Origin of the sequence: Streptococcus mitis, assembly GCF_023109235.1 — a bacterium.
Classification (GTDB): Bacteria; Bacillota; Bacilli; order Lactobacillales; family Streptococcaceae; genus Streptococcus; species Streptococcus mitis_DA.
This window is the reverse complement of the sequence record NZ_JALDUC010000005.1, coordinates 48,559-73,714: the sequence shown is the minus strand read 5'-3', so window position 1 is coordinate 73,714 and position 25,156 is coordinate 48,559. Positions and strand designations below refer to the sequence as shown.

Genomic DNA, 25,156 nt, shown 5'->3' with positions numbered 1-25,156 from the left:
AGTATTATTTAATCCGAGCTAGTAGTGATTGACCAAACCACCACACAAGATTTGCTTTCATGAGTTAGATATGGTCAATATCCTCAATCCTTGTCTGCTTCATTTTCTTTTACGAGATCTTTTTGTGAATCCTTTTCAGAGAGTTTTTGATCGATATACTTGTTAATGGTTTCATAAAATTCCTTGGTCGAATCACTGTCTAATTTTGTCGAATTATGAACTTGATTGACTTTCAATTGAACAGATTGAATACCGTAAGAGGCTTGTTTTTGGTGGAGCGTTTCTAATTCTTCTTCTGAAATCGGATCTCCAACAACCGTCAAGACCAACTCATTGTTTCTTGATTTGTAGACTTGATTAATGACCGTGTGATTGGCGAACTCTTTTCCTACAAACTGCTTGATTCCTTCTTTTCGCGCTTGATCTATCGTCAGAGTGACTGCCGAATAGCTAGCCGGAAGAATCAATAATACAATCAAGGATATCAACCCAATTCTCATTTTAATGTTTAGCTCTTTAAATGAACTTAAGGGAGATTTTCTCATCATAATTCTTGTTCCAACAATGTTGATTAGCATGATAAAGACACAGTTGATCAAGAAAAGATAAAGAGCCCCAAATAAAAATCGTACATTTCCATTAGCTAAACCATAGCCTGCAGTACAGATAGGCGGCATCAAAGCTGTAGCAATGGCTACTCCTGGCACGATATTGTTTGCTTCTTTTTTCCTTGAACCGATCACACCAGCAATCCCACCAGCAATAGCAATGAGAACATCCCAAATGGTTGGAGAGGTTCGTGCGATCAACTCGCTACTTGCATAAGACAAGGGAGAAATCCAGAAATACAGAGTCGAGACAAGCAAACTGACCAACACTTGAGTCAATAAAACCTCTAGAGATTGCTTGATTAAACGCGTATCAAAAATAGCTAAACCGAATCCCAGTCCAACAATCGGTGTCATGAGAGGTGAAATTAACATGGCTCCAATAATAACAGCTGTTGAATTCATATTTAGACCGATAGAGGCAATAAAAATTGCACACATCAAAATCGCTGTATCTCTCAATCGAACATGAAGGTCATCGTATAATTTCTCACGGTATTCCCGTGTTGAATAATTGGCAGTCATTTGTCCTCTCCTCTTTCCTTATTTAAATCGGTATAATAATTAATAATAACAGCTGATAAACAGCCAAAAAATATGAGCCCATAAATCGTCAAGAAGACACTGGTAATCCTTCCAATCAAGGTCACAGCTAGGAGATCCCCGTAGCCGACAGTCGTCGAAGTCACAAAAGCATACCAAAGACCGTCTCCGTAATTTGTGATAGCAGGTTCAACTAGGAAAAGCACGCCTCCTGACCCAAAAACAAAGGTCACAAAACTCAGAGCAAACCGAGTAAAACCCGTAACCTGTATAATATGCCATAACATTTTTAAACGTCTCATTTGTTCTCCTTATTCATACTAGCTCCTGACCGAGCCGTTTTTTCCAATAATCAAAGTGAAGATAGGACATGATCTCCATCAGAGAAAGATAGACAAACTGATAGATCTGATTTAAGCTGATTATCAACTGATATTGTTTGAAAAATGACTGGAAGAAAGACCAGATATGACTGTCTTGAATCAGTCCCTTCTTAACATCAGACAGGATATTAGCTAAAGCTCCCAAGGACTGAAACGGTAAATCCTTGACATTTATATAGATCCGGTCCACCACATCATTCAGACTGGTATCTTGGATGGCATGAAATTCTCCAAAGAGAACTCCTGCCGCTCCAAGAGTAGAAACAAATTCCACCAAATAATTTCTGAGGAAATTTTCTCAACCTTTTCCCATAATGTGTTTAGTGCCATCCATAACGATCCCAACCAGAAAAAGGAAAGAAAACAAGCAAAGAAATTTTGCCGTAAATCCCAAAAAGCTTCAAGACTTGGTGTTGTTGGTTTTTCTAACTCTTTTCCTTGAACCGATCACACCAGCAATCCCACCAGCAATAGCAATGAGAACATCCCAAATGGTTGGAGAGGTTCGTGCGATCAACTCGCTACTTGCATAAGACAAGGGAGAAATCCAGAAATACAGAGTCGAGACAAGCAAACTGACCAACACTTGAGTCAATAAAACCTCTAGAGATTGCTTGATTAAACGCGTATCAAAAATAGCTAAACCGAATCCCAGTCCAACAATCGGTGTCATGAGAGGTGAAATTAACATGGCTCCAATAATAACAGCTGTTGAATTCATATTTAGACCGATAGAGGCAATAAAAATTGCACACATCAAAATCGCTGTATCTCTCAATCGAACATGAAGGTCATCGTATAATTTCTCACGGTATTCCCGTGTTGAATAATTTCCGTTCATTGGTTACTCCTTTTATTTTATATAATCTTGTTTCTGCATGGATGATGGTAGAGAGACTTCTGTCCAATCTTACATATTTTTCTTCTCACCTGTTATTCTTTTGAAAATTATCCTTTAAATATCCGTCAGTCCATCCTTAACATTATATCAAAAATTTTACAGTCTTTCTTCGAAGAAATCTATCAATTGAATAGATAGATGAAGCAAGAAATTTTTGTTTCCTTATCCGAAGAAGGAAAAACGGTATCTCCTGAACCTTGATACTATGCGTTTTATTCTTTATAATTTAGCTATTTCAAAATTACAAGTTCTCCATTCTTAATTTCCCAAACTTGGTCAAACTTACTTAATAATTCGTTTTGGCGATGTAAAGTAACAATGACGGCACTTGGTAGTTCCAGAACTCTTTCCAATTCCATTTTAAACTGATTAGTATCCAAGGCAGAGAAAGGTTCGTCTAGGATAAGCAATGGATTTTTACGATTTTTCTCACGATTTAAATACATTCGTTGTTGCTGACCACCTGACAGGGATTGTGGTGGAATTTTTTCAAAATCTTCTTCTCTGAATTTTTCATTGAAACTATTGAATAGCGTTACATTATTTTCATAACTCGAAATAAATGTATGTTCTTGTTGCAGAATCATACCGAATCTTCCCCAAAGATGGTCCAAAACAAGCCCATCTAGCACAATTTGTCCTTCAAAATCTTCATCTGTTCCATTTAAAATGTTGAGAAGACTACTTTTTCCAGACCCATTCTTACCAATAAGCGCAATTTTATCCCCTTTTTGAATCGTAGCGGAAGTAATTATCAATTTTGATTCTCCCAGTTGTTTGGAAATGTTTTTCAAAGTAATCGTATCAAAAGAATGTTGAGGTGCTTGAACTGAAACGGGTCTCCCAACAATGTTTTGAAAACTCTTGATTACAGGCTTTACGGACTCTAACATTTGTAAATCATAAAGGATTTCCTGTATTGGTTCAGAAAAAGCATTAATATATCCGAAACTCGCCACCACCTCAGGAATACCGAGTTGCTGGTGAGATAGAGAGTAGGCTAAATAAATAAACAGAACAAGACTAATGAATTCAAAAGAAACACCTGTCAATAAGATGCCTGTAATTTTTGTCAAACCATACTTAAAATACTTATCCTGCAAATTCTTTAGAGAACTCTTTTGTTGATTCAAAAAATGCGACATAGTTAGTTTATTTACCAAATGATGTCCCATGAGCAAATCCTCCAAAGTTCGATAGTAATCTCCTTGTTTTTTCAAGTAAACCTGTCTACGATTAGCGGTCAACTTCCCAACGATTTTAGGAATTTGAATACTAATTCCAGTGGAAAAGATTAAAATCAGTGATACAATAGGATTAATTGTTCTGCTAATAATGAAAGCGTAAATGATGATACGTAAAATTTGTTTGATAAAACTCATCAATGGAGGAAGGTAATCCTTTTCCAACGAATCTAGGTCATTAGATTGAAAGGAAATATACTCTGCTACTGTTTTCTGCTTGAAATCGTGGTGACTGAGTCCCAGAAGTGAACGAAACCACTCATTTTTCAAAGTAGTCGAAAAGATAATCCCCTGCTTCCAATCAAGTATCATTTGGATATAGTTACAACTCAAATAGCCTGCCACTGACATAGAGTAACCATATAGAGCTACTTGATAATCCCCTTTGATTAATGCCTGCGTGAAATACGGTAACAAAGCTGTGCAGATATTCGATACTACACCAAAAAGAAAATTAAAGAAGAGATACCATCTAATAGTTTTAAGATATGGTAGCATATACGATACTCCTTGCTAATGCGTTTTTTTACATATCTCAGAACAATCTCTACTATTCCTTATTTCAGATAGTGCGATACTCAGACATTGAGTGCAATAATTGTAAATCACACAAGTTCTGCAGTTTTTACTATCATTCAAAATATAATTTGCTATTTTGTAAAATATAGGTCTATCCCATGTTTCTTTGATAGATGTAAAATGAATATTTCCAACACTTCTATTGAAAGTAAGCTTTTCAGTTTTTCTAACGATTTAGGCTATTTCGTGACACACCCACAATCCGTGAAAATTCTGGTTATATCAGATTATGTGATTTTCGTAAGAATTTTATATTGTCTCCAATCATGGTAGTCTCCTTTTACTTGATAAAACTATTATAACATTTAGAAATTAAAAACTGGTTCAAAATCAATAGGATGTGTGTATTCGATACATTCAATAAATTCTTGGAAACAGTTCTACACCAGTTACACAAATCTATATACACCTATCTCATTCAAAATAAAAAGAAAGCTGCAGTTCTTTTAATCCTGTATCAACGATTCATTCTGAAATCGAATAGGAGACATTTCCCAAGTCTACAATTCACTTCATCTCAAATTAATTTTTGTAATTCACCCTTAGTTTATAGATTTTATACTCAACAAAAGTATAAAGCATACAAAACTTCACTTTGAACCAGTATTTATACTATATTCCGTATTAAAAATTCTATTATTGGTTTTGTAAAAAACAGTCTTCAAATATCCTGAAATATAGCAAAAAGAGATTGGGTAAAAACTCATTGTCTCTTCTCAATCAAGGACTAACTTTACTTGAGCAAACTGAATCCGCACTGTCGTTCCTGTACCGACCTCAGACTCGATACGAATCTGGTGCCCCAGTTCTTCAGAAATTTTCTTAGATAGGTAAAGTCCAAGTCCAGATGACTGCTGAGTTAGGCGTCCATTGTAGCCTGAAAATCCACGTTCAAAGACTCGGAGGACATCACTGTTTTTTATCCCGATTCCCGTATCCTTGATACAGAGTTCCTGGCCTTCCATATAAATCTCCAGACCACCTTCCTTGGTGTACTTGAGACTGTTTGAGATGATTTGCTCAATAACCACTAGCAGCCACTTTTTATCCGTCACGATTTCTTTATCAAGGTCATGTAGATTGACATTTAGGCCTTTTTGAATAAAGAAAAGAGCATATTTACGAATTATTTCCTTGACCAAATCCTCAATTTGAACCTGCTTTAAGACCAAATCAGCATGAAAACTTTCTAAACGCAGGTATTGTAAAACTAGATTGGTATAGGAGTCAATCTTGAAAATTTCCTGTTCTAATTGCTGCTTTAATTGGCGGTCATCTACTTCTGCAACTAAGAGTTGACTAGCTGCAATGGGGGTCTTTATCTGATGGACCCACAAGGTATAGTAATCCAGCAAATCCGTTAGTTTTCTTTCTGAATCTGACCTCTGCTGATAGAGTTCCGTCTCACGCGCTTCTAATTTTTCTGCTAAAGCTATTTCCAAAGGAGACTGAGCTTCCCTCTCCCCATAGAGAATTTCCTGGCGATAGACCTGCATTTCCACCAATATGTCCCAAGTGAAAAATAAGATGGTTACAAAGCAACACAGCAGGAAAAAGTAGAGAAAGTAAGTTTCCAAACTGGCAAATAAAAACTGAAAGAGCAAAACTAGAAACGTCAAAGAAAGTAGATAGACAAACAGACGACTACGGGAGCGCAGATAGGCTAGAAAAAATTGTTTCCAATCAAGCATGCTTCAGTCCGTACCCTATCCCTTTCTTGGTCTCGATAAATCCTACCAAACCCTGCTCTTCCAACTTTTTACGCAATCGAGCCACATTGACAGAGAGCGTATTATCATCAATAAAAAAGTCGCTGTTCCAAAGTTCCCGCATGAGGTCGTCACGCGCTACAATATTGCCCGCATGCTCAAACAAAACGCGTAAAATCTGGAATTCATTCTTAGTCAAATTCAAGACTTGCCCTTGATAATGTAAATCCATTGATTTAGTATTGAGGATAACACCAGCATATTCCAGTAAACTCTCGTCACGCCCAAACTCATAGGAACGACGCAACAAGCCCTGAACCTTGGCTAAAAGAACCTGCTGGTCAAAAGGCTTGGTCACAAAGTCATCCGCTCCCATATTAATTGCCATGACAATATCCATAGCCTGGTCTCTCGAAGATAGAAACATGATAGGCACCTTGGAAATCTTGCGGATTTCCTGACACCAGTGATAGCCATTAAACAAGGGCAATCCAATATCCATGAGGACCAGATGAGGTTCCGACTGAACAAAAAGGCTCAAAACTTCCATAAAGTCTTCTACCAGAACCACTTCAAATCCCCATTCAGAGAGCATTTTCCCGACCTGTTGCCGAATAACCTGATCATCTTCTACTAATAAAATCTTGTGCATCTGATTCTCCTTTGCTAATTTTAGGAGTCTTAAATCCTTTAGTATAAATAGAGGGCTTAGTATCTAATACTTTTTTGACATTTCCTTGTCACAACAGCTCAAAAACAGATAGTGAATAACCCCATTGATATCATACCTTATTTTTAGACATAGTGCCAGCACTACCCTTTTATTTTTAATTTTTTCAACCTTCATTTCAGTTCTTTTATCCATCCCCTTAACCAAAATTTATATCTATTCTTCCAAACCTTGAGTGTAGTTAAAACGACACTCTATACTCTTCTAACATTGAAAAGCTCCTTATCGAGTGGTATCCGTAAAAAGTTCTAGCTTTCAGATTGACAATCTGAAAAAGATTTGTTAAGATATGAATGAACAATATTTAATATTCATTCAGAAAAGAGGTGAATCAAATTGGACAAAAAACAGACTTTGAAATCCGCAGCTTATGAAGTTTTTTCAAAAAAAGGATACAAGGCGACAGGAATTTCAGAAATTGCTAGACAAGCTCATATGGCAGTCGGATCTTTTTATAACTATTACGAAAGTAAAGAAGCTATTTTTTTAGATATCTATATTGATGAAAACAACCGTGTTCGCCAAACTATGATCGAAGAACTGGATTGGGAAATTGATATGATTGATCTTATTAGTCAACTCTTTGCTCAATCCAGAGCACTCGTTTCCTCCAATAAAATCCTTGCAGAATGGTACAATCCTGCCATAGCAGATGAGTTGCATAGCTACTATTCCTCAGAAGAAGGAAAAGTCACGAATCCATTTCATCAATTTCTCGTGAAAACCTTTACTCATCGTTTGCAGGCTGAAGGCCATTCTCCAGAAAAAATTCAAGATATTTTACAAGTTTACAACCTATTTTACTACATGGATATGCATATCACAGAAAATGATTTTCCAGATATTAGCAAAACTGTAGAAATACTAGCAACCAACTTCATTAAAGGAATACTGAAATAAAGAAATCTTTTCTTTATTTTTTGGAAATTATTGAATGAAAAAAAATATTATTCATTCATAGAAAATTACTACACTATAGGAGTTAAAAATGAAACGAGGGAAAAAAATGTTCATAATTATTCTAACTACACTTGGAGTGCTCGGCTTTATATCTTGGGGAATCATTACCTATCTTGGACGAAGTCAAACTTTATCGATAAAATCCATTGAAAATCCCAGCGGAGATTTGTATTTAGTTCACATCACAAAACCAAAAAATCAAATATGGAAAGCTGGCTCCTATGCTCAGTTTAAGCTTCCTGACAGCTCGTTTGGTCCAGACAAAAGTCCAGTAAAGGAGGATCAGGCTAGCCGATGGCTAACCCTTGCTTCCACTCCTGATGAGGATGAAATTCTTATTGTAACCCATAATAGTGGTAGCGTGTTTAAGGAAACCTTAACACATTTACCAGCTGGTAGTAAAATTGAGATGAGTTGGCTGGAGTCATCTTTATCTGTTAAAGACAATGACCAAGCACTGGTTTGTTTTGCCTCTGATGTCGGTATTTCTACTCTACGTCCAGTTGTGAAAGAGTGGGCTGGTAAGCGCTCTATCATTCTTAATCATTTAGACAAAGGAGTAAACATTTTTGATAATGAGTTAAAAGAGCTTAGTAAGAATAATCCGAATCTAACTTATAAAACTAGCGAAACCTTTTCTCAAAGCCAAGCATTTTTAAAAAATGCGGTTGTGAAATACGGTAACCAAGCTATTTATCTCTTAACCGGCCAACCTGATGATATAAATGAGATGAAGAATTTCTTAAAAGAGAATGGGATTGACGCCAAACAGATACAAACAAGTATGTTTAGAGGTTTGAAATAAAAGCAAACTGTCTTCTATGTGTCTGAATCATACCATTATAGGTCAGTATGTAGAGAGCTTGTACAAACCAACTAGTAAATTCTATGTGATTGTGATAAGATAAATAAAAAGAAAGGAGTTCTTATGGCCAATATTTTTGACTATCTGAAAGATGTCGCACACGATTCCTTTTACGACTTACCTTTGAATGAATTAGATGTTTTAGCCTTAACAGAAACCACCTATCTCTCCTTTGATAATCTGGTCTCAACAAATCCTAGACGTCTCTTAGACCTAGCACCTCTGGTTCCAAGGGAGCCCAACATGTTGACCAGTAAAAATCGTCTCCAGCTATTAGATGAACTAGCTCAACACAAGCGCTTCAAAAATTGCAAACTCTCCCATTTCATCAACGACATCGACCCTGAACTGCAAAAACAATTTGCGGCTATGACCTACCGCCTCACTCTCGACACCTATCTGATTGTCTTTCGTGGGACAGATGACAGTATCATTGGCTGGAAGGAAGATTTCCACCTAACCTATATGAAGGAAATTCCTGCTCAAAAGCACGCCCTTCGCTATTTAAAGAACTTTCTTGTCCAACATCCTAAGCAAAAGGTCATTCTGGCCGGGCATTCCAAGGGAGGAAATCTAGCCATCTATGCTGCTAGTCAAATTGAGCAAAGCTTACAAAATCAAATCACAGCAGTTTATACCTTTGATGCGCCTGGTCTCCACAAAGAACTGACACAAACCGAGGGCTATCAAAGGATAATGGATAGAACCAAGGTCTTCATCCCTCAAGGATCCATTATCGGTATGATGATGGAAATTCCTAACCGCCAAATCATCGTGCACAGTACTGCCTTAGGTGGTATCGCCCAGCACGATACCTTTAGTTGGCAGATTGAGGACAAGCGCTTCGTCCAACTGGATAAGACCAACAGTGATAGCCAACAAGTCGACACAACCTTCAAGGAGTGGGTGGCCACAGTCCCTGACGAGGAACTCCAGCTCTACTTCGACCTCTTCTTTGGCACCATTCTAGATGCTGGGATTAGCTCCATCAATGACCTGTCTTCCCTAAGAGCTATCGAACATATTCATCATCTCTTTGTCCAAGCACAATCCCTCACTCCAGAAGAAAGGGAAACCATGGGGCGCCTCACTCAATTATTGATTGATACCCGTTACCAAGCCTGGAAAAATAGATAGTACCTTTCAAAAATCAAATGTATATAAAACAAAAGACCTAGAACACAGACTTTCATGTGCATTCTAAGTCTTTTTAAATAAAATCTAACTACCAAATAATCCCTTTGTAGGCTATCAAAATGAGGACTGATAGTAGGACATAAAAGGCAAGGAAAAGCCATTTCATCTTGACACAGAGCGCTAAGTACTCCCGAATAAAGGCAGATGGTATGTAGTAGCCTGCCGTCCTACATCCGAGGCCATCTCCCTTCATATTTAACTTACGCGCATAGGTACTAGTACGAAAAACATGATAGTCATTTGTAACAAAGAGGAATTGAGGTTTGGCTACCAGTTTCTCACCAAGTTCCTTAGAAAAGAGAAGATTCTCGTAGGTAGTCCTTGATTGGTCCTCTAGGATAACAGCTTCTTGGGGAACATCTGTCTCTTCAAGCAGATAGTTTGTAATAGCCTGAGCCTCAGAAATCTTTTCGTCCGCTCCTTGTCCACCGCTGGCAATAATTTTTATGTTAGAATTCTTAGACTTGTAGTAAGCTTCTACCGCCTTATCAATTCTTCTCTTTAGCAAAGGTGTTACCTTTTCTCCGTCTAATAAGCCAGCTCCATGGATAATGATAAAGTCATAGCTTTTCTTTTTAGGAATAAAGAGATACAAGATAGAGTAGAGCATAAAACCCGCAAAGGCAAAGCCAAAAATAAAATAAGAGTAGAAAATGAATACAAATAAAATGTTTAGAAAGTGATTGGTGTAAAATAATTCATTTCTATCGCCCAATCGAAATGAAATCAAGGCAAAAAATACCAAAATGACTATTCCAAGGAGCATGGAGAGATAATTGGCCTTTGAACGTCCCTCTCGCTTCAACAAAATGACCCCATTATAGATTAGAAAGATGCCACTTAGAAAAAGCAAAAAAGGAAGTAAAATAAAGGGAAATATAAAAAAAGCGAAATGAATCTTCTCATACCCATTTTGATAAAAAAGGTAGCCTAGATAAAAATAACTGGAAATGAGGGATAATAAGAATAATACTGGATTCCACAAACTTCTATTATCCTTCCAAAATGACACTATAAATGCCAATACAATTCCTATAACGAGATACATTTCTTCCTCCTTTAATAACTACATTTTATCATAATTATTCAAAGAAAAAAAGAGGGCATCTATCCCTCTCACTCCTTCATCTGACTCTCTGCATCGGCCACAACTTGTTCTAGACTGGTCTGACCAAGTTCAGCCTCCATAGCCAGCTGGATTCTCTCCAATTTTTGATCCAAAACATCATGAATATGAGCTCCAACTGGACAATTTGGATTTGGATTGTCATGGAAACTAAAGAGTTGACCGGTCTTACCAAGACACTCAACCGCTTGATAAACATCTAAAAGACTAATGTCCTTGAGATCCTTAACAATCTCTGTTCCGCCCGTTCCGCGCGCTACTGAAATCAGCTCTGCCTTCTTCAACTGGGACAAGGTCTTTCTGATAATGACAGGATTGACCCCGACACTAGCAGCTAAAAAATCACTGGTCACCTTGCTTTCCTTCCCCTTGAGGGCAATGATTATCAGCATATGAGTCGCAATGGTAAATCTACTTGGAATTTGCATCCTCTTCTCCTTTTTACGAGGCTAGCCTGCCTCTACTCTTCTGTTTCTTTTATTATACCTTTTTCAGTTGTAATGTCAATCGTTACCACTTTTCAACCAGGCATCTAACTCTCTATCGTAGCCCTCTTTCTGGGCCAATTCTCTCAGAAATTCTTGATTGTGAGTATGATGGATCCCATTGACCAGACTTTCATAGTAAACCTCAACATAAGGGAGTTTCAGATCTTTAGCTAGCTGCAATTCAGCTGCCACATCGTAGTACACTCGTCGGAAGTCCATATCTACCAAACCCTTGTCATCAAACTCTAAAATCATATACTGGGCCCGCAAGTCCTTCCGCAACTGAGCATCTAGAAAGAAAGGCTGCCCAATCGAACCCGGATTAACAATCAATTGCCCACCAGTCCCGTAACGAAGCAACTGCTGGTGAATATGACCATATACAGCAATATCACAAGGGGGATTGGTCACCAAACGGTCAAAGTCTTCTTGCGCTCCAGTATGAATCAACTCTCTCCCCCAGTTCTTATCAGGAAGATGGTGGCTAATTCCTACCGTCAAATCACCAAACTGACGATGAATCTGGAGCGGTTGATTGTGGAGCAGTTCAATTTCTTCTAGGGAAATTTCCTCTAAAACATACTGGCACTGGCGCAAGAGATAGCGTTGACTGGGACGAGTACTATCCAATTCCTTGCGGACACCATGCCACAAACTGTCTTCCCAGTTTCCCAAAACTCTAGCCGTAATCGGTAGTTGAGCCAACAAGTCCAAAATCCTTCTACGCCCTGTCCCTGGCATGAGAATGTCTCCCAAAAGCCAGTATTCATCCACTCCTAGCTGCCGAGCATCTGCCAAAACAGCCTCCAAGGCGGTGGTATTTCCATGAATATCTGAAAGAAGAGCTATTTTTGTCATATCCATCTCCTCGTTTTTTCTCTTGCAATAAGTATAACATAAAAAGTCACAGCTAGGGCACTGCACCCCAATAATGGGACAAGAGAAAACGCTCTTATGCAACCAGTTTTCTGTAATCTACAGGAGACTGGTCATTTAATTTCTGTTGAATTCTAGTTTCATTATAAAATATGATGTAATTTTTGACAATATCTGTTATACTATCTTTAGTTAAATTTCTCCACTTATGGAGATAGAAGGTTTCAGATTTGAGAACAGAGTGGAACCATTCGATACAGGCATTATCTGCTGGTGTTCCTTTTCGGGACATGGAGCGGGTGATGCCTTTTTCTGTACAGGCCTGATAGTAGGCTTTTGAAGTGTAGACAGATCCCTGGTCGCTGTGTAAAAGTGCTCCTTGAGGTAGCTCAAGTTGATGAAGTGTGTCGAGCACAAAGTCCATATCTTGGCATTCGGAGATGGTATAAGCTACAATTTCACGATTATAGAGAGCCATGATCGAAGATAGATAAAGTCTACAGTTCCCAAAGTAGAGGTAGGTGATGTCTGTGACAAGCTTCTCCATAGGCTTATCTGCCTGAAAATTACGATCCAGCTTATTGTCTGTTACATGGTAAGGCTTCCCTAATTTAGGTCCCTTCTTGGGACGGACACGACAAAGGCAGCCCTTTTTCTTCATAATACGATAGACCTTCTTGCGATTAACGACGAGGTTATAAACTTTCTTGAGCAAGCGAGTGATGGTTCGATAGCCGTAAATAAAGTGGTTTTCCACGCAGAGTTGTTCGATTTTATCTGCTATTTCGTCTTTTTTCTGAGAATTCTTACACTCCTGTTTCCAGCGATAAAAGGTTGAACGTTTGACTCCGAAACACTCTAAAATAATAGATATAGGGCACATTCTCTTATACTCTTCCACTAGCTTGATAAGACTTACTTTGTCGATTTTCTTATCAAGCTCTGATACTTTTTTAGTAATTCTACCTGTAAACGTAACTGTTCCACTTCAGATAACTGCTTCATCCCTTTACCATAAGTATATTGTTTCCCCACAGGTTGGTGGAAACGGTACAATTCATCATTCTGATACCATTGCCACCAGGTCTTGACCTGACTAACATTTTTGATACCGAGGGTATCCATGATAACCTTATTTGATTTACCTGCCTTCTTCATTTCGATACAGGCTAGCTTAGTTTCTAATGAATATGCTTTTTTAACCATAACAAAACACTCCTGTTTCTAGTTTACCAGATTTCAACAGGAGTGTTTTCTTGTGTCTCACTTTATGGGTGCAGTGCCTAGAGAAATCTAGCTTTTTTTGATATACTAGATAAAGATATTAGACAAGAGGAAACGAATGACCCCGAATAAAGAAGATTATCTAAAATGTATTTATGAAATCGGCATAGACCTGCATAAAATTACCAACAAGGAAATTGCGGCCCGCATGCAAGTCTCTCCCCCTGCCGTAACTGAAATGATTAAACGGATGAAGAGTGAAAATCTCATCCTCAAGGACAAGGAATGTGGCTATCTACTGACTGACCTCGGCCTCAAATTGGTCTCTGAGCTCTATCGTAAGCATCGCTTGATTGAAGTTTTTCTAGTCCATCATTTAGACTATACAAGTGACCAGATTCACGAGGAAGCTGAGGTCTTGGAACATACTGTCTCTGACCTGTTCGTGGAAAGACTGGATAAATTGCTAGGATTTCCCAAGACCTGTCCTCATGGAGGAACTATTCCTGTCAAGGGAGAACTCTTGGTTGAAATCAATAACCTGCCACTAGCTGATATCAAGGAAGCTGGCGCCTACCGCCTGACTCGGGTGCACGATAGTTTTGACATTCTCCATTATCTGGATAAGCACTCACTTCGCATCGGTGATCCGCTCCAAGTCAAGCAGTTTGATGGCTTCAGTAACACCTTTACTATCCTTAGTAAAGACGAGGATTTACAAGTGAATATGGACATTGCCAAACAACTCTATGTCGAGAAAATCAACTAATTTCTCAAGTCCCCCAACCAACCCTGAAAGTTTTATTTTCAGGGTTTTATTTCTATCATTTGATTTTGCTTTCATTTAATTGTAGAATATTTGTAAAAAAAAGAAAGATAGTTTAAACTATGAAAAAATCACTAAAAATTTTTGCTACATCTAAATGGTTTGACCTCTTTGGGGTTGCTTTAGTCGTTGGGATTGCGATTGCATCTGGTTACCTCAACTCCCGCCTCGATAAATTCGTAGACTGGGGACCATGGACAGCTCTTGTACCCTTTGGATTGATTTCCGTAACCAACGTTGGGATTTCCATGTTGTCCACTCGTTTCACGGGGAAATTAAGCAAATGGGGAAATTACTTTGGTATTGTTAATACCATTTTGTCCGGTGCTATTGATTATATCCTTGGAAATAAGGCGGCCATTATCACCTATCCCGTCACCTTCCTCATTTATACCTTTGCTATTAAGAAATGGGAAGCTTCGCAAGAAGGCAGACCCAACCAAATGAGCCAAAAACAGCTAAAATTGGCGGCCATCATCATTTCCATCATCGCCTTCCTCTTTGCCTTTGTGACCAACTATATCGGCTATGGAGGAAAGATGAATCTCCTTGCCTATGTAACAACCATTGCCTTTGCACTCTCACTCATTGCCAATGCTTTTAACGCATTGAAACTAACAACTCAGTGGGGCTTTTGGTTGATTTACAATTTCGTTCAGCTGACAAAAGCTGGTATTCAAGGAAATTTTGCCAATATCGGAAAATACATCTTTTATATCCTCAATGCAATCGGAGCTTTATTTGTCTGGAATGATGAAGAAGTAAGATAATAGAAGAAAACTTAAATAAAAAAACAAGTCGACTTAAGAGAATCTCCCTTCTGCTATTTTTATCATTTTACTTGTAACTCCCATTCTTTTGGAGTAGAATGAAGTTAGATAAAAGAGGGAGGTCTTGTCATGAAAAAACTCTATAGAATCCATTTTATAGCAATTGCAGTCATTGATTTGCTACTATTTGCATTTTTTACCACTAGACCCGAGACAGCTTTAGAATGGCTCTTGCTCTCTGGTTTTATTTTCCTCCTTGCTCAAGGACTCCTGCTATTTCGCTTGGTTGTCCGACTCAAACATCAATTCGCTGAGATTTATCCTAAAATCAATAAAAAGATTCGCTTCTACTATTTAGGGATTCTCTCCATTGATTTTCTATTTTTTGTCCTTTTAACCTTCGTTAGTTCTCAGCGTTTTCTCTCTCTTATGCCAATCATCACTGCTTGCCATTCTACTTTTTATTATATGACAGCTGACCACCTAAGAGAAAACTATCTAGACTTTTACGACAAACACATCTCTTTATGGGAGTGTCTATAAGGAAAAGGAGGTTTTAGCATGAAAAAAATCATCTTCATCAAAACCATTCAACTCCTTGTCATTGATGGAATCATGCTGGCATTCTTGACATTTAAAGAGGGACTTACTTGGGATTGGATTTTGATTTATAGCGGTTGGCTCATTTTCTTTCATCCTGTGCTATTGACCTATCTTTCAAACCAACTTTGTGACCACTTTGGTCAACTCTATTCTCAGATTAGACCGAGATTCTGGCGTTTTGCCTTACAAATCCTTCTATGGGATAGCCTGATCATTCTCTCCTTGCTGTTTTTAAGGGGTATCCCACTTTTCCTTCAGGGAACTCTCCTCATCCTAGGACATCTCATCCCTTCCTATCGCACCTGCCAAAGCCTGAAAAGAGACTTCCCAAAAGCCTATCAAGAACCCATTTCATTTTGGAGTATTTTATGATAGATGAGAAAAACCAAGCCGGCTGGACTTGGTCTTTCTTATCTATTTTTAGTATCAAGGATAATGGTAACTGGTCCGTCATTGACCAGCTCAACCTGCATATCCGCTCCAAAGATCCCTGTCTGAACGGGCACTTCTTGCGCTAATTTTTGATTGAAAGCATCATAGAAATCTGATGCCATATCAGGTTTTGCTGCACCTGTGAAGGCTGGACGATTGCCTTTCTTGGTATCCGCAAAGAGGGTAAACTGAGAAATAGAGAGGATTTCTCCTTCAATATCTTTGACAGACAGGTTCATCTTGCCTTCTGCGTCTGAAAAAATACGCATGTTGACCAGTTTTCTCACGGCATAATCCAAATCTTCCTCTTGGTCCTCTGGTCCAACACCAACCAGCAATAAGAGGCCCTGATTGATTTTTCCCTGAACCTGGCCTTCTATACTCACTTGGGCTTTTGTAACCCGTTGAATAATGATTTTCATAATAGCCTTTCTAGTAAGAGCTAGGACAATTAGCCGTTAGTCCGTTTGACAGAGTAAACTTCTGGCACACTCTTAATCTTGTCCACAACCGTAGTCAGCGTCGAGAGGTTAGCAATGCCAAAGGATACATGGATATTAGCAAATTTCATATCCTTAGTTGGTTGAGCGTTGACCGTTGAGATATTCTTGGTTGTGTTTGAAAGAACTTGCAGTACATCGTTCAACAGTCCTGTACGGTTGAGGCCATAAATATCGATATGGGCCATATACTCCTTATTTGAGTTTGAATACTGGTCTTCCCATTCTACATCTAGAAGACGTTGCTCGTAGTTTTCTTGGGCACGTAGGTTCATACAGTCCACACGGTGAATAGCCACACCACGCCCCTTGGTAATGTAGCCAACAATATCGTCACCAGGAACAGGATTACAACACTTGGCAATCCGCACTAGGAGACCTGAGGCACCTTCAATGACCACTCCACCCTCATGCTTAACCTTGAGGGTTTCTTTGTTCTCAACCTTGATCTCGCCACCTTTGACAAGCTCTTCTGCTTCCGCCTTGGCCTTGGCACGTTCTTCTTCACGGCGTTCCTTTTCAGTCAGACGGTTAAAGACAGTAATAGCACCGATTTCTCCAAAACCAATGGCTGCAAAGAGGGATTCTTCTGTCTTGTAGCTGGTCTTTTGCAGAACTTGGTCCATATGACGCTTGTCCATGAATTTATTGGCCACATAGCCATTTTCTTGGAACTGGGCCATCAACATCTCACGACCCTTGTTGACAGACAATTCCTTGTCTTGGTTTTTAAAGAACTGACGGATCTTGTTGCGGGCCTTGCTGGTCTTGACCATGTTGAGCCAGTCACGGCTAGGTCCAAAGGAGTTGGGGTTGGTGACAATTTCAACCTGATCCCCTGTCTTGAGCTTAGTTGTCAGAGGAACCATACGGCCATTGACCTTGGCACCCGTCGCTTTTTCACCGACTTTTGTATGGATTTCGTAGGCAAAGTCAATCGGTCCTGAATCTTTTGGAAGGGAACGGACAGCTCCATCTGGGGTAAAGACATAAATCTCCTCAGCCAGATAGTTTTCCTTAACTGAATCGACAAATTCCTTGGCATCATCAGCCTGGTCTTGGAGCTCCATCATCTCCTTGATCCAGTTCATCCCAATAGCTGATTCCTTGCTGTTAACCTGCCCCTTAATACCTTTCTTATAAGCCCAGTGGGCCGCAACCCCATACTCAGCCACCTCGTGCATGGCTTTAGTTCGAATCTGGAACTCAATCGGCCCTTTTGGCCCATAAACAGTCGTATGGATAGACTGGTAACCATTGGCTTTGCGGTTAGCGATATAGTCTTTAAAGCGACCTGGCATTGGTTTCCAAAGTTCATGCACATAACCAAGCATGGCATAAACATCACTTTGGGTATCTAAAATACAACGAATGGCAATCAGGTCATAGATTTCCTCAAAACGTTTTCTCTTATCCTGCATTTTGCGGAAAATCGAGTAAATATGCTTGGGACGACCATAAATCTTCCCTTTTAAGTGACGATCTGTCGTATATTCCTCTAATTTTGTGACTACCTCATCCACCAAGGCTTCACGCTCTCTGCGTTTTTCCTTCATCATATGGGTAATCTTGTAAAACTCCGTTGGGTTGAGGTAACGGAAAGACAGGTCTTCCAATTCCCATTTAACACTGGAAATCCCCAAACGGTGAGCAAGTGGTGCATAGATTTCCATGGTTTCTTTGGAAATGCGCTCCTGCTTGTCTTTTCGAAGGTGTTTCAGGGTCCGCATATTGTGCAAGCGGTCAGACAGTTTGACCAAGATAACACGGATGTCCTCAGACATGGCCATGAGCATCTTGCGATGATTTTCAGCCAACTGCTCTTCGTGAGACTTGTACTTGACCTTACCGAGCTTGGTAACTCCATCGACAATCACGCGCACATCAGGACCAAACTCCCTTTCCAAATCGTCCAAGGTCGCATCAGTATCCTCCACCACATCATGCAAGAAACCACAAGCAACCGTTACAGCATCCAGCTTGAGCTTAGCTAAAATACCTGCCACTTGGATAGGGTGAATGATATAAGGCTCACCTGATTTACGATATTGACCACTATGGCATTCAACGGCGTAAATCAAGGCTTTATGTACAAAAGCAACATCCTCTTCCGATAAATATTTCTGTGTTAAAGCGACAACTTCATCGCCTGTTAAATTCACTTCTTTTGGCATCTCTACTCTCCAATTCTTCCTACCATTTTATCACTTTTTTAAGAATATGAAAACTAGAAAAAGAGGATTCTGAAGCTATTCAATTTGTTGGGACGGATGATAGAATAAGATTCAAACTTAAAAAATAAAATTATCTGATTTTCATCTAACTTTTTTGAAATATAGTCTACGCTAAAAGTTAGTGAAATAAAAATCTTTTCTTCTGTTTAAATAAGAAAAGGTTTGATATTTTGGTAATTTTCTGATTTTTTTAGTGTATAATGGTAATAAGAACAGTATTTTACGATAATTACTGAATTTTCATCTCTCTAGAAAGGCAAACAACATGAAATCACACAAAAGACTGACACTTTTAGCCTTGGCTGTTCTTGGCTTATCGAGCCAAGTCGTTTTAGCTGACGATACGAGTCATTCCACTACTGCCCCTATGACTAGTTCAACTAGTAGCTCAATAAATACTTCCACTAGCAATTCTCAAGCTAGTACAGAAACTTCTTCAAGTATAGCTAGTTCAAGTGAGCAAGAAAGCAAACCTTCTCTTTCTAGGGAAACTAAACCCAATCAACCTATACAAACTGGCTGGGTAAAAGAGGGGAACAAGTGGACATTTTATAGTCAAACTGGGGTCAAATTTACAGATACTCTCTATGATGGTTATCTCTTTGATAGTCATGGCTATTTGCTTGAAAACAGCTGGTATCAGATGGGAAATAATTGGTACTATATCAATGGTTCAGGTAAATATTTATCCAACCAATGGAGCCAAATCAATGGCAAGTGGTATGCTTTTGATGGCTACGGTAGAATGTTGGCCAATGTCTGGAAAGGCGATTACTACCTCAAATCCAGTGGTGCTATGGCAGATAGGGAATGGGTCTACGACCAAAACTACTCTAGTTGGTTTTACCTCAAATCTGGCGGACGCTATGCCCAAAAACAATGGATTGGTTCCTACTACCTCAAATCTGGTGGCTACATGGCCCACAAGGAATGGATTTATGACCCAGACTATCAAGCTTGGTACTATCTTAAGGATGATGGTGTGTATGTTACAGGAACCTATGCTGTAGATGGTAAAAACCAGCTCTTCCAAGGAAATGGAAAATGGGTTCGTGAATTAGCACAAGGTTTTCAAAAAGGACAATACTCTAAAACCATCTTTCTCGATCCAGGACACGGTGGTAAGGATCGCGGGGCTTATTACTATGGCATAGCTGAAAAAGAATTGAACCTACAAGTTTATCGTAAGCTACGTAAACGACTAGAAGGACTCGGCTATACCGTTCTCACCTCTCGAGATAGTGATATAGACGTTGATTTTATTACCGAGCGTTCTCGTATGGTCAACAAGACCAATGCTGACTTTTTCATTAGCCTTCATTTCAATGCAAAAGGGAATGATACGACCGTTAATCTTGGTATCCAGACCTATTCTTACAAGGATGAACCTGGTTTCCCTAGCAAGATTAACAAGGATTGGCACAACAACCCTGAACGGATGAGTGAAAGTAATCGTCTCGCAGCCGATATCCATTCTTCACTGCTAGCTGAAACTGGAGCTAGGGATGCTGGGCTCTTGCAAGCAACCTTTGCTGTTCTCCGTGAAACAGCTAAACCAGCTGTTTTGTTGGAGATGGGATATATGGATAATCCGGAAGAAAACCAAAAAATCCGCAGCAGTGACTACCAAGATAAACTAGTTGAAGGGATTGTCAAGGGAATCCAAAAATATTATGCTGGTAATTAAAACAGTTTAAGCCTCGAACTAACTCGAGGCTTATTTTTTATCCAAACCATCTTCTTCTTTCTAGACCTATTTCCTTTTCCAGCTTATTCTCCCTAACTGTGCTATACTTAATTTATACTCAATGAAAATCAAAGAGCAAACTAGGAAGCTAGCCGTAGGCTGCTCAAAGCACTGCTTTGAGGTTGCATATAAAGTTGATGCGGTTTGAAGAGATTTTCGAAGAGTATTAGTACATTCTTTGAGATTGGAGTCAATATGAAAATCCATAAAACCGTCAATCCTGTTGCCTATGAAAATACCTATTATCTAGAGGGCGAAAAGCACCTCATCGTTGTCGATCCAGGTAGCCATTGGGACGCTATTCGTCAGACCATCGAGAAAATCAACAAACCGATCTGTGCCATTCTATTGACCCACGCCCATTATGACCATATCATGAGTCTAGACTTGGTGCGCGAGACTTTTGGCAATCCTCCTGTCTATATCGCAGAGAGTGAAGCCAGCTGGCTCTACACTCCTGTCGATAATCTCTCTGGTCTCCCTCGTCACGATGATATGGCAGATGTGGTCACAAAACCTGCAGAACACACCTTTGTCTTTCATGAAGAATACCAACTGGAGGAATTTCGTTTTACCGTTCTACCAACTCCTGGTCACTCTATCGGTGGTGTTTCCCTAGTCTTCCCTGATGCTCACCTAGTCTTGACGGGAGATGCTCTGTTCCGAGAAACCATCGGGCGGACCGACCTTCCAACTGGTAGTATGGAGCAACTCCTTCATAGTATCCAGACCCAACTTTTCACTCTACCAAACTACGATGTCTATCCAGGACATGGTCCAGCTACTACTATCGCTCACGAAAAAACTTTCAATCCTTTTTTCTAATAAGATGATGACAATCGAAATTTAAGTAAACTATCCAGCAAATCTTTCTATTACAAAAGGCATCCAATCAAGGTTTTCACACCTGATTGGATGCCTTTTTTCTGATGACTAGATTTTTTGCCTTACCAAATAATCACGCGGTCTTCTGGTGAACGCCACATACCGTCTCCTTCTTTGACATCATAGGTTGTAAAGAAATCATCGAAGTTTGGTACTTGTACATTGACACGGAGTTTGGCTGGTGCGTGCACATCGACGCTAGCCAAAAGTTTCATAAATTCTGGACGACCTTTCATGCGCCAGATGCGACCGAAATTGTAGAAGAATTCTTCTGCTGAGAAGTCTGGTTCTCTCCTAGCTGCTTCAAGCGCTGCAGCGATTCCTCCCAAGTCAGCCACGTTTTCTGACACAGTCAATTTACCGTTAATGGTTGCTCCATAAGAATCTTGTCCATCAAATTGGTCAATAACTTTTTGTGTTTTCTCCTTGAAGGCAGCATAGTCGCTCTCTGTCCACCAATCCTTGAGGCTACCATTTTCATCAAAGGATGCTCCGTTGGTATCAAAGGCGTGAGAAATTTCATGGGCAATAACCGCCCCGATACCCCCGTAGTTAGCAGAAGATGACTGATGCAAGTCATAGAAAGGTGCTTGTAAAATAGCTGCTGGAAAGACAATCAGGTTCTTCTGTGGATTGTAGTAGGCATTGACCATATGAGCAGGCATGCCCCATTCCTTGTAGTCTACAGGCTGGTTCCACTTACTCCAACTGTGCTTGATTTCCACACGCGCAAAGGCTAGAGCATTGTCAAAAAGACTAGCAGTCTCATCCACTACCTTGTCCTTATAGCGTTCTGGTAATTCTTCTGGGTAACCGATATAAGGCTTGATAACATTGAGTTTGACGATGGCCTTGTCACGAGTTTCAGGAGTCAGCCAGTCATTTTTAGCCAAGCGTTCCTTATAAACATCAATCATAGTTGCCACTTTTTTCTCCACGTCTGCCTTAGCCTCTGGGGAGAATTTTTCATGGGCATACCAGAGACCCAAGGCTTGTTTGAAAGGACCTTGTGCTAGCTGGTAGGCTGCCTTGACCTTGTCTTTGGCTTCTGGAACTCCTGAAAGCGCACGGCTATAGGCACCTGACAAGACACGAATTTCTTCTGTTAAATAGCTGGTTGAGAGATTCACAACACTTAAAATTAAGGTTGCCTTGAGGAGAGGCCAAGCTTCTTCACTATAGAATTGGTCTGCTGCTTGCCAGAAGCGTTCCTCGTCTACAATAACCTTGTCTGGTACTTGTCCAAGAACGGCTTTGAAGAAGTCATCCAGAGGTAAGGCAGGCGCGAATTTTTTGAAATCTTCATAAGCATATGGATGGTAAAGTTTAGCATACTCTGAACTTTCTTCATTAGAAAGCACCACTGCTGCAATTCGGCGGTCCAATTCTAATCTTTTCTCAAGCAAGTCTTCAATTTCTGCATCAGAAAAATCATAAGCCTTGAGGAGATTTGTGCTACTTTCTTTCCAAAGAGTCAAGAGCTCTTCGCGCTGAGGATGGTCTTCTGCATAGTAGGTCGTATCTGGCAGGATCGTGCTTGGAGCACTAGCCCATAGAACATTGATTCTAGCATCCATAAAGTCTGGCGATACACCAAAAGGAAGGAAGTTCGGTTTTCCTGCAAGTTCAAACTCTGCTAGTTTGGCAGTGAAATCTGCAAAAGTCTCCAATTCTTGGAACTCTTTAAGAAGAGGCAAAACAGGTGTGATACCGTCAGCTTCTCTCTTGTCAAAATCACGAACTAGGCGGTGGTATTTGACAAAGTTTGCCAAGATAGCATCCTCAGGCACCTCTTCACCTGCCAACCACTTGTCTGTTGTCGCCAACATCAATTCTTCAATTTCCTGATCTAAATCAACAAAACCTCCCGTTTGAGACTTATCTGCTGGGATTTCAGCTGTCTTCTGCCATTCTCCATTGATTGCATCATAAAAATCATCTTGATAACGTGTCATCTTGTTCTCGCTTTCATTTTTTTAAGTTATTGCTAGCTTAACAAAAATTGCTTGGGAATGCAATTAAAAATGAACTTTCCTTTTCCATCATTTTTCAGTTATTATTTTAATTTTTTCAAAAATTAACTTGACTTAATTTTTTTTTTAATGTATATTAAGAGACAGGAGGAATATAAGTTTATGATACGTATCGAAAACCTCAGTGTCTCCTACAAAGAAACATTGGCACTTAAGGATATTTCACTAGTGCTCCAAGGACCAACAATTACCGGTATCATTGGTCCAAACGGTGCTGGAAAATCAACATTATTAAAAGGGATGCTGGGAATTATCCCACATCAAGGTCAGGCATTTCTCGATGACAAGGAAGTTAAAAAATCCTTACACCGAATTGCCTATGTCGAACAAAAAATCAATATCGACTACAACTTTCCCATCAAGGTCAAGGAATGCGTCTCGCTAGGACTATTTCCCTCTATTCCTCTCTTTCGCAGTTTAAATGCTAAACATTGGAAGAAAGTGCAAGAAGCCCTTGAAATCGTCGGCCTAGCTGACTATGCTGAACGTCAAATCAGTCAACTTTCTGGAGGTCAATTCCAGCGGGTTTTGATTGCCAGATGTTTGGTGCAGGAAGCCGACTATATCCTCTTGGATGAACCCTTTGTTGGGATTGACTCTGTCAGTGAGGAAATCATCATGAATACGCTGAGAGATTTGAAAAAAGCTGGAAAGACGGTTCTCATCGTCCACCACGACCTCAGCAAGGTTCCCCACTACTTCGATCAAGTCTTGCTTGTCAATCGAGAAGTGATTGCCTTTGGTCCAACCAAAGAAACCTTTACCGAAGCCAATCTCAAAGAAGCTTACGGTAATCGACTCTTTTTCAATGGAGGTGACCTATGATTGCAGAATTTATAGATGGATTGCAAAAATTCCATTTCTTACAAAATGCCTTGATAACAGCCATTGTCGTCGGGGTCGTAGCTGGAGCTGTAGGATGTTTCATCATCCTACGCGGGATGTCACTCATGGGAGATGCCATTTCACATGCTGTCTTACCAGGTGTAGCCCTCTCCTTCATTTTGGGCGTTGACTTCTTTATCGGAGCCATTGTCTTTGGATTGCTAGCTGCCATCATCATTACCTACATCAAGGGGAACTCGATTATCAAAAGCGATACCGCCATCGGCATTACCTTTTCTTCTTTCTTAGCCCTCGGTATCATCTTGATTAGTGTCGCTAAAAGTTCAACTGACCTTTTCCATATCCTTTTTGGTAATATCCTAGCCGTCCAAGATACGGATATGTTTATTACTATGGGTGTTGGGGCAGTCATTCTCTTGTTAATCTGGATTTTCTTCAAGCAACTCTTGATAACATCCTTTGATGAACTCTTGGCTAAAGCCATGGGAATGCCTGTCAATTTCTATCACTACCTTCTCATGGTACTCCTGACTCTCGTGTCTGTGACAGCCATGCAAAGTGTCGGAACTATCCTGATTGTAGCCATGCTGATTACCCCAGCGGCAACTGCTTATCTCTATGCTAATAGCCTGAAAAGCATGATTTTCCTTTCCTCAACATTTGGAGCGACAGCTTCAGTTTTGGGGCTCTTTATCGGCTATAGCTTTAACGTTGCAGCAGGTTCTAGTATCGTGCTTACAGCCGCTAGTTTCTTTCTCATTAGCTTCTTTATCGCTCCAAAACAACGATATTTGAAACTGAAAAATAAACATTTGTTAAAATAAGGGGCAAAACCCCAATAAATTGG

General features: G+C 39.7%; 24 protein-coding genes and 2 pseudogenes. 11 read left to right on the top strand and 15 right to left on the bottom strand.

All coding sequences use genetic code 11. The features are described 5' to 3' along the window. Nucleotides 1–83: 83 nt before the first annotated feature. From M1F55_RS04315 to M1F55_RS04280, 8 genes and pseudogenes are all read right to left on the bottom strand, one after another. Nucleotides 84–1,133 carry a DUF389 domain-containing protein gene (locus M1F55_RS04315; protein WP_064276307.1) on the bottom strand — a complete coding sequence of 350 codons (1,050 nt, stop codon included), beginning with the start codon at nucleotides 1,131–1,133 and terminating at the stop codon, nucleotides 84–86. Further along, on the bottom strand, nucleotides 1,130–1,453 hold the full coding sequence (locus tag M1F55_RS04310) for a potassium channel family protein (RefSeq protein WP_001253404.1): 324 nt from the start codon (nucleotides 1,451–1,453) through the stop codon (nucleotides 1,130–1,132). Before M1F55_RS04310 ends, M1F55_RS04315 begins: the two co-directional genes overlap by 4 nt. A 13-nt stretch (nucleotides 1,454–1,466) precedes the next feature. Next, nucleotides 1,467–1,808, bottom strand: coding sequence for a hypothetical protein (locus M1F55_RS04305; protein ID WP_000397556.1), 342 nt, complete (start codon nucleotides 1,806–1,808; stop codon nucleotides 1,467–1,469). Beyond that, nucleotides 1,733–1,966 (bottom strand): annotated as a pseudogene (locus M1F55_RS04300) (TMEM175 family protein); the annotation flags it as partial. The pseudogene M1F55_RS04300 and the gene M1F55_RS04305, both read right to left, overlap by 76 nt. Continuing rightward, nucleotides 1,965–2,375: pseudogene (locus M1F55_RS04295) on the bottom strand (DUF389 domain-containing protein); the annotation flags it as partial. The pseudogenes M1F55_RS04300 and M1F55_RS04295, both read right to left, overlap by 2 nt. Nucleotides 2,376–2,665: 290 nt before the next feature. Next, nucleotides 2,666–4,177: an ATP-binding cassette domain-containing protein gene (locus tag M1F55_RS04290; RefSeq protein WP_125416117.1), complete on the bottom strand. Its 1,512-nt coding sequence runs from the start codon at nucleotides 4,175–4,177 to the stop codon at nucleotides 2,666–2,668. Nucleotides 4,178–4,974: 797 nt separating this feature from the next. Continuing rightward, complete coding sequence (locus M1F55_RS04285) at nucleotides 4,975–5,949, bottom strand: sensor histidine kinase (RefSeq protein WP_247947346.1); 975 nt, start codon at nucleotides 5,947–5,949, stop codon at nucleotides 4,975–4,977. Next, a complete protein-coding gene (locus M1F55_RS04280) occupies nucleotides 5,942–6,619 on the bottom strand; it encodes a response regulator transcription factor (RefSeq protein ID WP_000548991.1) in 678 nt (225 codons plus the stop codon). Before M1F55_RS04280 ends, M1F55_RS04285 begins: the two co-directional genes overlap by 8 nt. A gap of 408 nt (nucleotides 6,620–7,027) precedes the next feature. Here M1F55_RS04280 and M1F55_RS04275 point away from each other — a divergent pair, with 408 nt between their 5' ends. From M1F55_RS04275 to M1F55_RS04265, 3 genes are all read left to right on the top strand, one after another. Then, nucleotides 7,028–7,597, top strand: coding sequence for a TetR/AcrR family transcriptional regulator (locus M1F55_RS04275; protein ID WP_141562089.1), 570 nt, complete (start codon nucleotides 7,028–7,030; stop codon nucleotides 7,595–7,597). An 88-nt stretch (nucleotides 7,598–7,685) separates the two neighbouring features. Continuing rightward, nucleotides 7,686–8,462 (top strand): ferredoxin reductase domain-containing protein, encoded by a 777-nt coding sequence (locus M1F55_RS04270; RefSeq protein ID WP_237447013.1) that lies wholly within the window; start codon nucleotides 7,686–7,688, stop codon nucleotides 8,460–8,462. Nucleotides 8,463–8,585: 123 nt separating this feature from the next. Continuing rightward, nucleotides 8,586–9,659 carry a DUF2974 domain-containing protein gene (locus M1F55_RS04265; RefSeq protein ID WP_247947345.1) on the top strand — a complete coding sequence of 358 codons (1,074 nt, stop codon included), beginning with the start codon at nucleotides 8,586–8,588 and terminating at the stop codon, nucleotides 9,657–9,659. Nucleotides 9,660–9,747: 88 nt separating this feature from the next. Here the strand turns inward: M1F55_RS04265 and M1F55_RS04260 are convergent, their stop codons facing one another. From M1F55_RS04260 to M1F55_RS04245, 4 genes are all read right to left on the bottom strand, one after another. After that, a complete protein-coding gene (locus tag M1F55_RS04260; protein WP_247947344.1) occupies nucleotides 9,748–10,767 on the bottom strand; it encodes a YdcF family protein in 1,020 nt (339 codons plus the stop codon). Between the two features lie 68 nt (nucleotides 10,768–10,835). Beyond that, on the bottom strand, nucleotides 10,836–11,273 hold the full coding sequence (locus M1F55_RS04255; RefSeq protein ID WP_001166796.1) for an Rrf2 family transcriptional regulator: 438 nt from the start codon (nucleotides 11,271–11,273) through the stop codon (nucleotides 10,836–10,838). A gap of 75 nt (nucleotides 11,274–11,348) precedes the next feature. After that, on the bottom strand, nucleotides 11,349–12,191 hold the full coding sequence (locus M1F55_RS04250; RefSeq protein ID WP_247947343.1) for a metallophosphoesterase family protein: 843 nt from the start codon (nucleotides 12,189–12,191) through the stop codon (nucleotides 11,349–11,351). Between the two features lie 94 nt (nucleotides 12,192–12,285). After that, nucleotides 12,286–13,415 (bottom strand): IS3 family transposase gene (locus M1F55_RS04245; RefSeq protein ID WP_419991971.1). Its coding sequence is split into 2 segments (ribosomal slippage): nucleotides 12,286–13,145 and nucleotides 13,145–13,415, totalling 1,131 coding nucleotides; the frame shifts between segments, so codons are not numbered across the junction. 136 nt (nucleotides 13,416–13,551) lie between these two features. On the opposite strand from M1F55_RS04245, the gene M1F55_RS04240 reads away from it, so the two are divergent. The 4 genes from M1F55_RS04240 (at nucleotide 13,552) to M1F55_RS04225 (ending at nucleotide 16,004) form a co-directional block, all read left to right on the top strand. After that, a complete protein-coding gene (locus M1F55_RS04240) occupies nucleotides 13,552–14,202 on the top strand; it encodes a metal-dependent transcriptional regulator (protein ID WP_000188514.1) in 651 nt (216 codons plus the stop codon). Nucleotides 14,203–14,321: 119 nt separating this feature from the next. Continuing rightward, nucleotides 14,322–15,029, top strand: coding sequence for a nicotinamide mononucleotide transporter (locus M1F55_RS04235; protein ID WP_000749110.1), 708 nt, complete (start codon nucleotides 14,322–14,324; stop codon nucleotides 15,027–15,029). A 129-nt stretch (nucleotides 15,030–15,158) separates the two neighbouring features. Next, complete coding sequence (locus M1F55_RS04230) at nucleotides 15,159–15,572, top strand: hypothetical protein (RefSeq protein ID WP_237447016.1); 414 nt, start codon at nucleotides 15,159–15,161, stop codon at nucleotides 15,570–15,572. An 18-nt stretch (nucleotides 15,573–15,590) separates the two neighbouring features. Further along, nucleotides 15,591–16,004: a hypothetical protein gene (locus M1F55_RS04225; protein WP_237447017.1), complete on the top strand. Its 414-nt coding sequence runs from the start codon at nucleotides 15,591–15,593 to the stop codon at nucleotides 16,002–16,004. A 38-nt stretch (nucleotides 16,005–16,042) separates the two neighbouring features. Here the strand turns inward: M1F55_RS04225 and dtd are convergent, their stop codons facing one another. Further along, on the bottom strand, nucleotides 16,043–16,486 hold the full coding sequence (gene dtd, locus M1F55_RS04220) for a D-aminoacyl-tRNA deacylase (RefSeq protein WP_004255596.1): 444 nt from the start codon (nucleotides 16,484–16,486) through the stop codon (nucleotides 16,043–16,045). 29 nt (nucleotides 16,487–16,515) lie between these two features. Next, nucleotides 16,516–18,738 (bottom strand): RelA/SpoT family protein, encoded by a 2,223-nt coding sequence (locus M1F55_RS04215; protein ID WP_247947341.1) that lies wholly within the window; start codon nucleotides 18,736–18,738, stop codon nucleotides 16,516–16,518. Nucleotides 18,739–19,063: 325 nt separating this feature from the next. Here M1F55_RS04215 and M1F55_RS04210 point away from each other — a divergent pair, with 325 nt between their 5' ends. Together M1F55_RS04210 and M1F55_RS04205 are read left to right on the top strand one after the other, a co-directional pair. Beyond that, on the top strand, nucleotides 19,064–20,485 hold the full coding sequence (locus M1F55_RS04210; RefSeq protein WP_247947340.1) for an N-acetylmuramoyl-L-alanine amidase: 1,422 nt from the start codon (nucleotides 19,064–19,066) through the stop codon (nucleotides 20,483–20,485). 255 nt (nucleotides 20,486–20,740) lie between these two features. Beyond that, nucleotides 20,741–21,370 carry an MBL fold metallo-hydrolase gene (locus tag M1F55_RS04205; RefSeq protein WP_084924061.1) on the top strand — a complete coding sequence of 210 codons (630 nt, stop codon included), beginning with the start codon at nucleotides 20,741–20,743 and terminating at the stop codon, nucleotides 21,368–21,370. 122 nt (nucleotides 21,371–21,492) lie between these two features. On the opposite strand, the gene pepO is transcribed toward M1F55_RS04205, so the two are convergent. After that, entirely contained in the window at nucleotides 21,493–23,385 is a 1,893-nt protein-coding gene (gene pepO / locus M1F55_RS04200) for a M13 family metallopeptidase (protein ID WP_247947339.1), read from the bottom strand. 180 nt (nucleotides 23,386–23,565) lie between these two features. Between pepO and M1F55_RS04195 the strand changes: the two genes are divergently transcribed. Together M1F55_RS04195 and M1F55_RS04190 are read left to right on the top strand one after the other, a co-directional pair. Then, entirely contained in the window at nucleotides 23,566–24,288 is a 723-nt protein-coding gene (locus tag M1F55_RS04195) for a metal ABC transporter ATP-binding protein (RefSeq protein ID WP_000619164.1), read from the top strand. Beyond that, nucleotides 24,285–25,133, top strand: a complete 849-nt coding sequence (locus tag M1F55_RS04190; protein WP_033682180.1) for a metal ABC transporter permease — start codon at nucleotides 24,285–24,287, stop codon at nucleotides 25,131–25,133. The genes M1F55_RS04195 and M1F55_RS04190 overlap by 4 nt, the downstream gene beginning before the upstream one ends. The last annotated feature ends 23 nt before the right edge of the window (nucleotides 25,134–25,156 follow it).

Excerpts from the sequence above, each read along its gene's own strand:
- M1F55_RS04315 (WP_064276307.1), bottom strand. The coding sequence starts at position 1,133 with ATGACTGCCAATTATTCAACACGGGAATACCGTGAGAAATTATACGAT.
- M1F55_RS04310 (WP_001253404.1), bottom strand. The coding sequence starts at position 1,453 with ATGAGACGTTTAAAAATGTTATGGCATATTATACAGGTTACGGGTTTT.
- M1F55_RS04290 (WP_125416117.1), bottom strand. The coding sequence starts at position 4,177 with ATGCTACCATATCTTAAAACTATTAGATGGTATCTCTTCTTTAATTTT.
- M1F55_RS04285 (WP_247947346.1), bottom strand. The coding sequence starts at position 5,949 with ATGCTTGATTGGAAACAATTTTTTCTAGCCTATCTGCGCTCCCGTAGT.
- M1F55_RS04280 (WP_000548991.1), bottom strand. The coding sequence starts at position 6,619 with ATGCACAAGATTTTATTAGTAGAAGATGATCAGGTTATTCGGCAACAG.
- M1F55_RS04270 (WP_237447013.1), top strand. The coding sequence starts at position 7,686 with ATGAAACGAGGGAAAAAAATGTTCATAATTATTCTAACTACACTTGGA.
- M1F55_RS04265 (WP_247947345.1), top strand. The coding sequence starts at position 8,586 with ATGGCCAATATTTTTGACTATCTGAAAGATGTCGCACACGATTCCTTT.
- M1F55_RS04260 (WP_247947344.1), bottom strand. The coding sequence starts at position 10,767 with ATGTATCTCGTTATAGGAATTGTATTGGCATTTATAGTGTCATTTTGG.
- M1F55_RS04255 (WP_001166796.1), bottom strand. The coding sequence starts at position 11,273 with ATGCAAATTCCAAGTAGATTTACCATTGCGACTCATATGCTGATAATC.
- M1F55_RS04250 (WP_247947343.1), bottom strand. The coding sequence starts at position 12,191 with ATGACAAAAATAGCTCTTCTTTCAGATATTCATGGAAATACCACCGCC.
- M1F55_RS04240 (WP_000188514.1), top strand. The coding sequence starts at position 13,552 with ATGACCCCGAATAAAGAAGATTATCTAAAATGTATTTATGAAATCGGC.
- M1F55_RS04235 (WP_000749110.1), top strand. The coding sequence starts at position 14,322 with ATGAAAAAATCACTAAAAATTTTTGCTACATCTAAATGGTTTGACCTC.
- M1F55_RS04230 (WP_237447016.1), top strand. The coding sequence starts at position 15,159 with ATGAAAAAACTCTATAGAATCCATTTTATAGCAATTGCAGTCATTGAT.
- M1F55_RS04225 (WP_237447017.1), top strand. The coding sequence starts at position 15,591 with ATGAAAAAAATCATCTTCATCAAAACCATTCAACTCCTTGTCATTGAT.
- dtd (WP_004255596.1), bottom strand. The coding sequence starts at position 16,486 with ATGAAAATCATTATTCAACGGGTTACAAAAGCCCAAGTGAGTATAGAA.
- M1F55_RS04215 (WP_247947341.1), bottom strand. The coding sequence starts at position 18,738 with ATGCCAAAAGAAGTGAATTTAACAGGCGATGAAGTTGTCGCTTTAACA.
- M1F55_RS04210 (WP_247947340.1), top strand. The coding sequence starts at position 19,064 with ATGAAATCACACAAAAGACTGACACTTTTAGCCTTGGCTGTTCTTGGC.
- M1F55_RS04205 (WP_084924061.1), top strand. The coding sequence starts at position 20,741 with ATGAAAATCCATAAAACCGTCAATCCTGTTGCCTATGAAAATACCTAT.
- pepO (WP_247947339.1), bottom strand. The coding sequence starts at position 23,385 with ATGACACGTTATCAAGATGATTTTTATGATGCAATCAATGGAGAATGG.
- M1F55_RS04195 (WP_000619164.1), top strand. The coding sequence starts at position 23,566 with ATGATACGTATCGAAAACCTCAGTGTCTCCTACAAAGAAACATTGGCA.
- M1F55_RS04190 (WP_033682180.1), top strand. The coding sequence starts at position 24,285 with ATGATTGCAGAATTTATAGATGGATTGCAAAAATTCCATTTCTTACAA.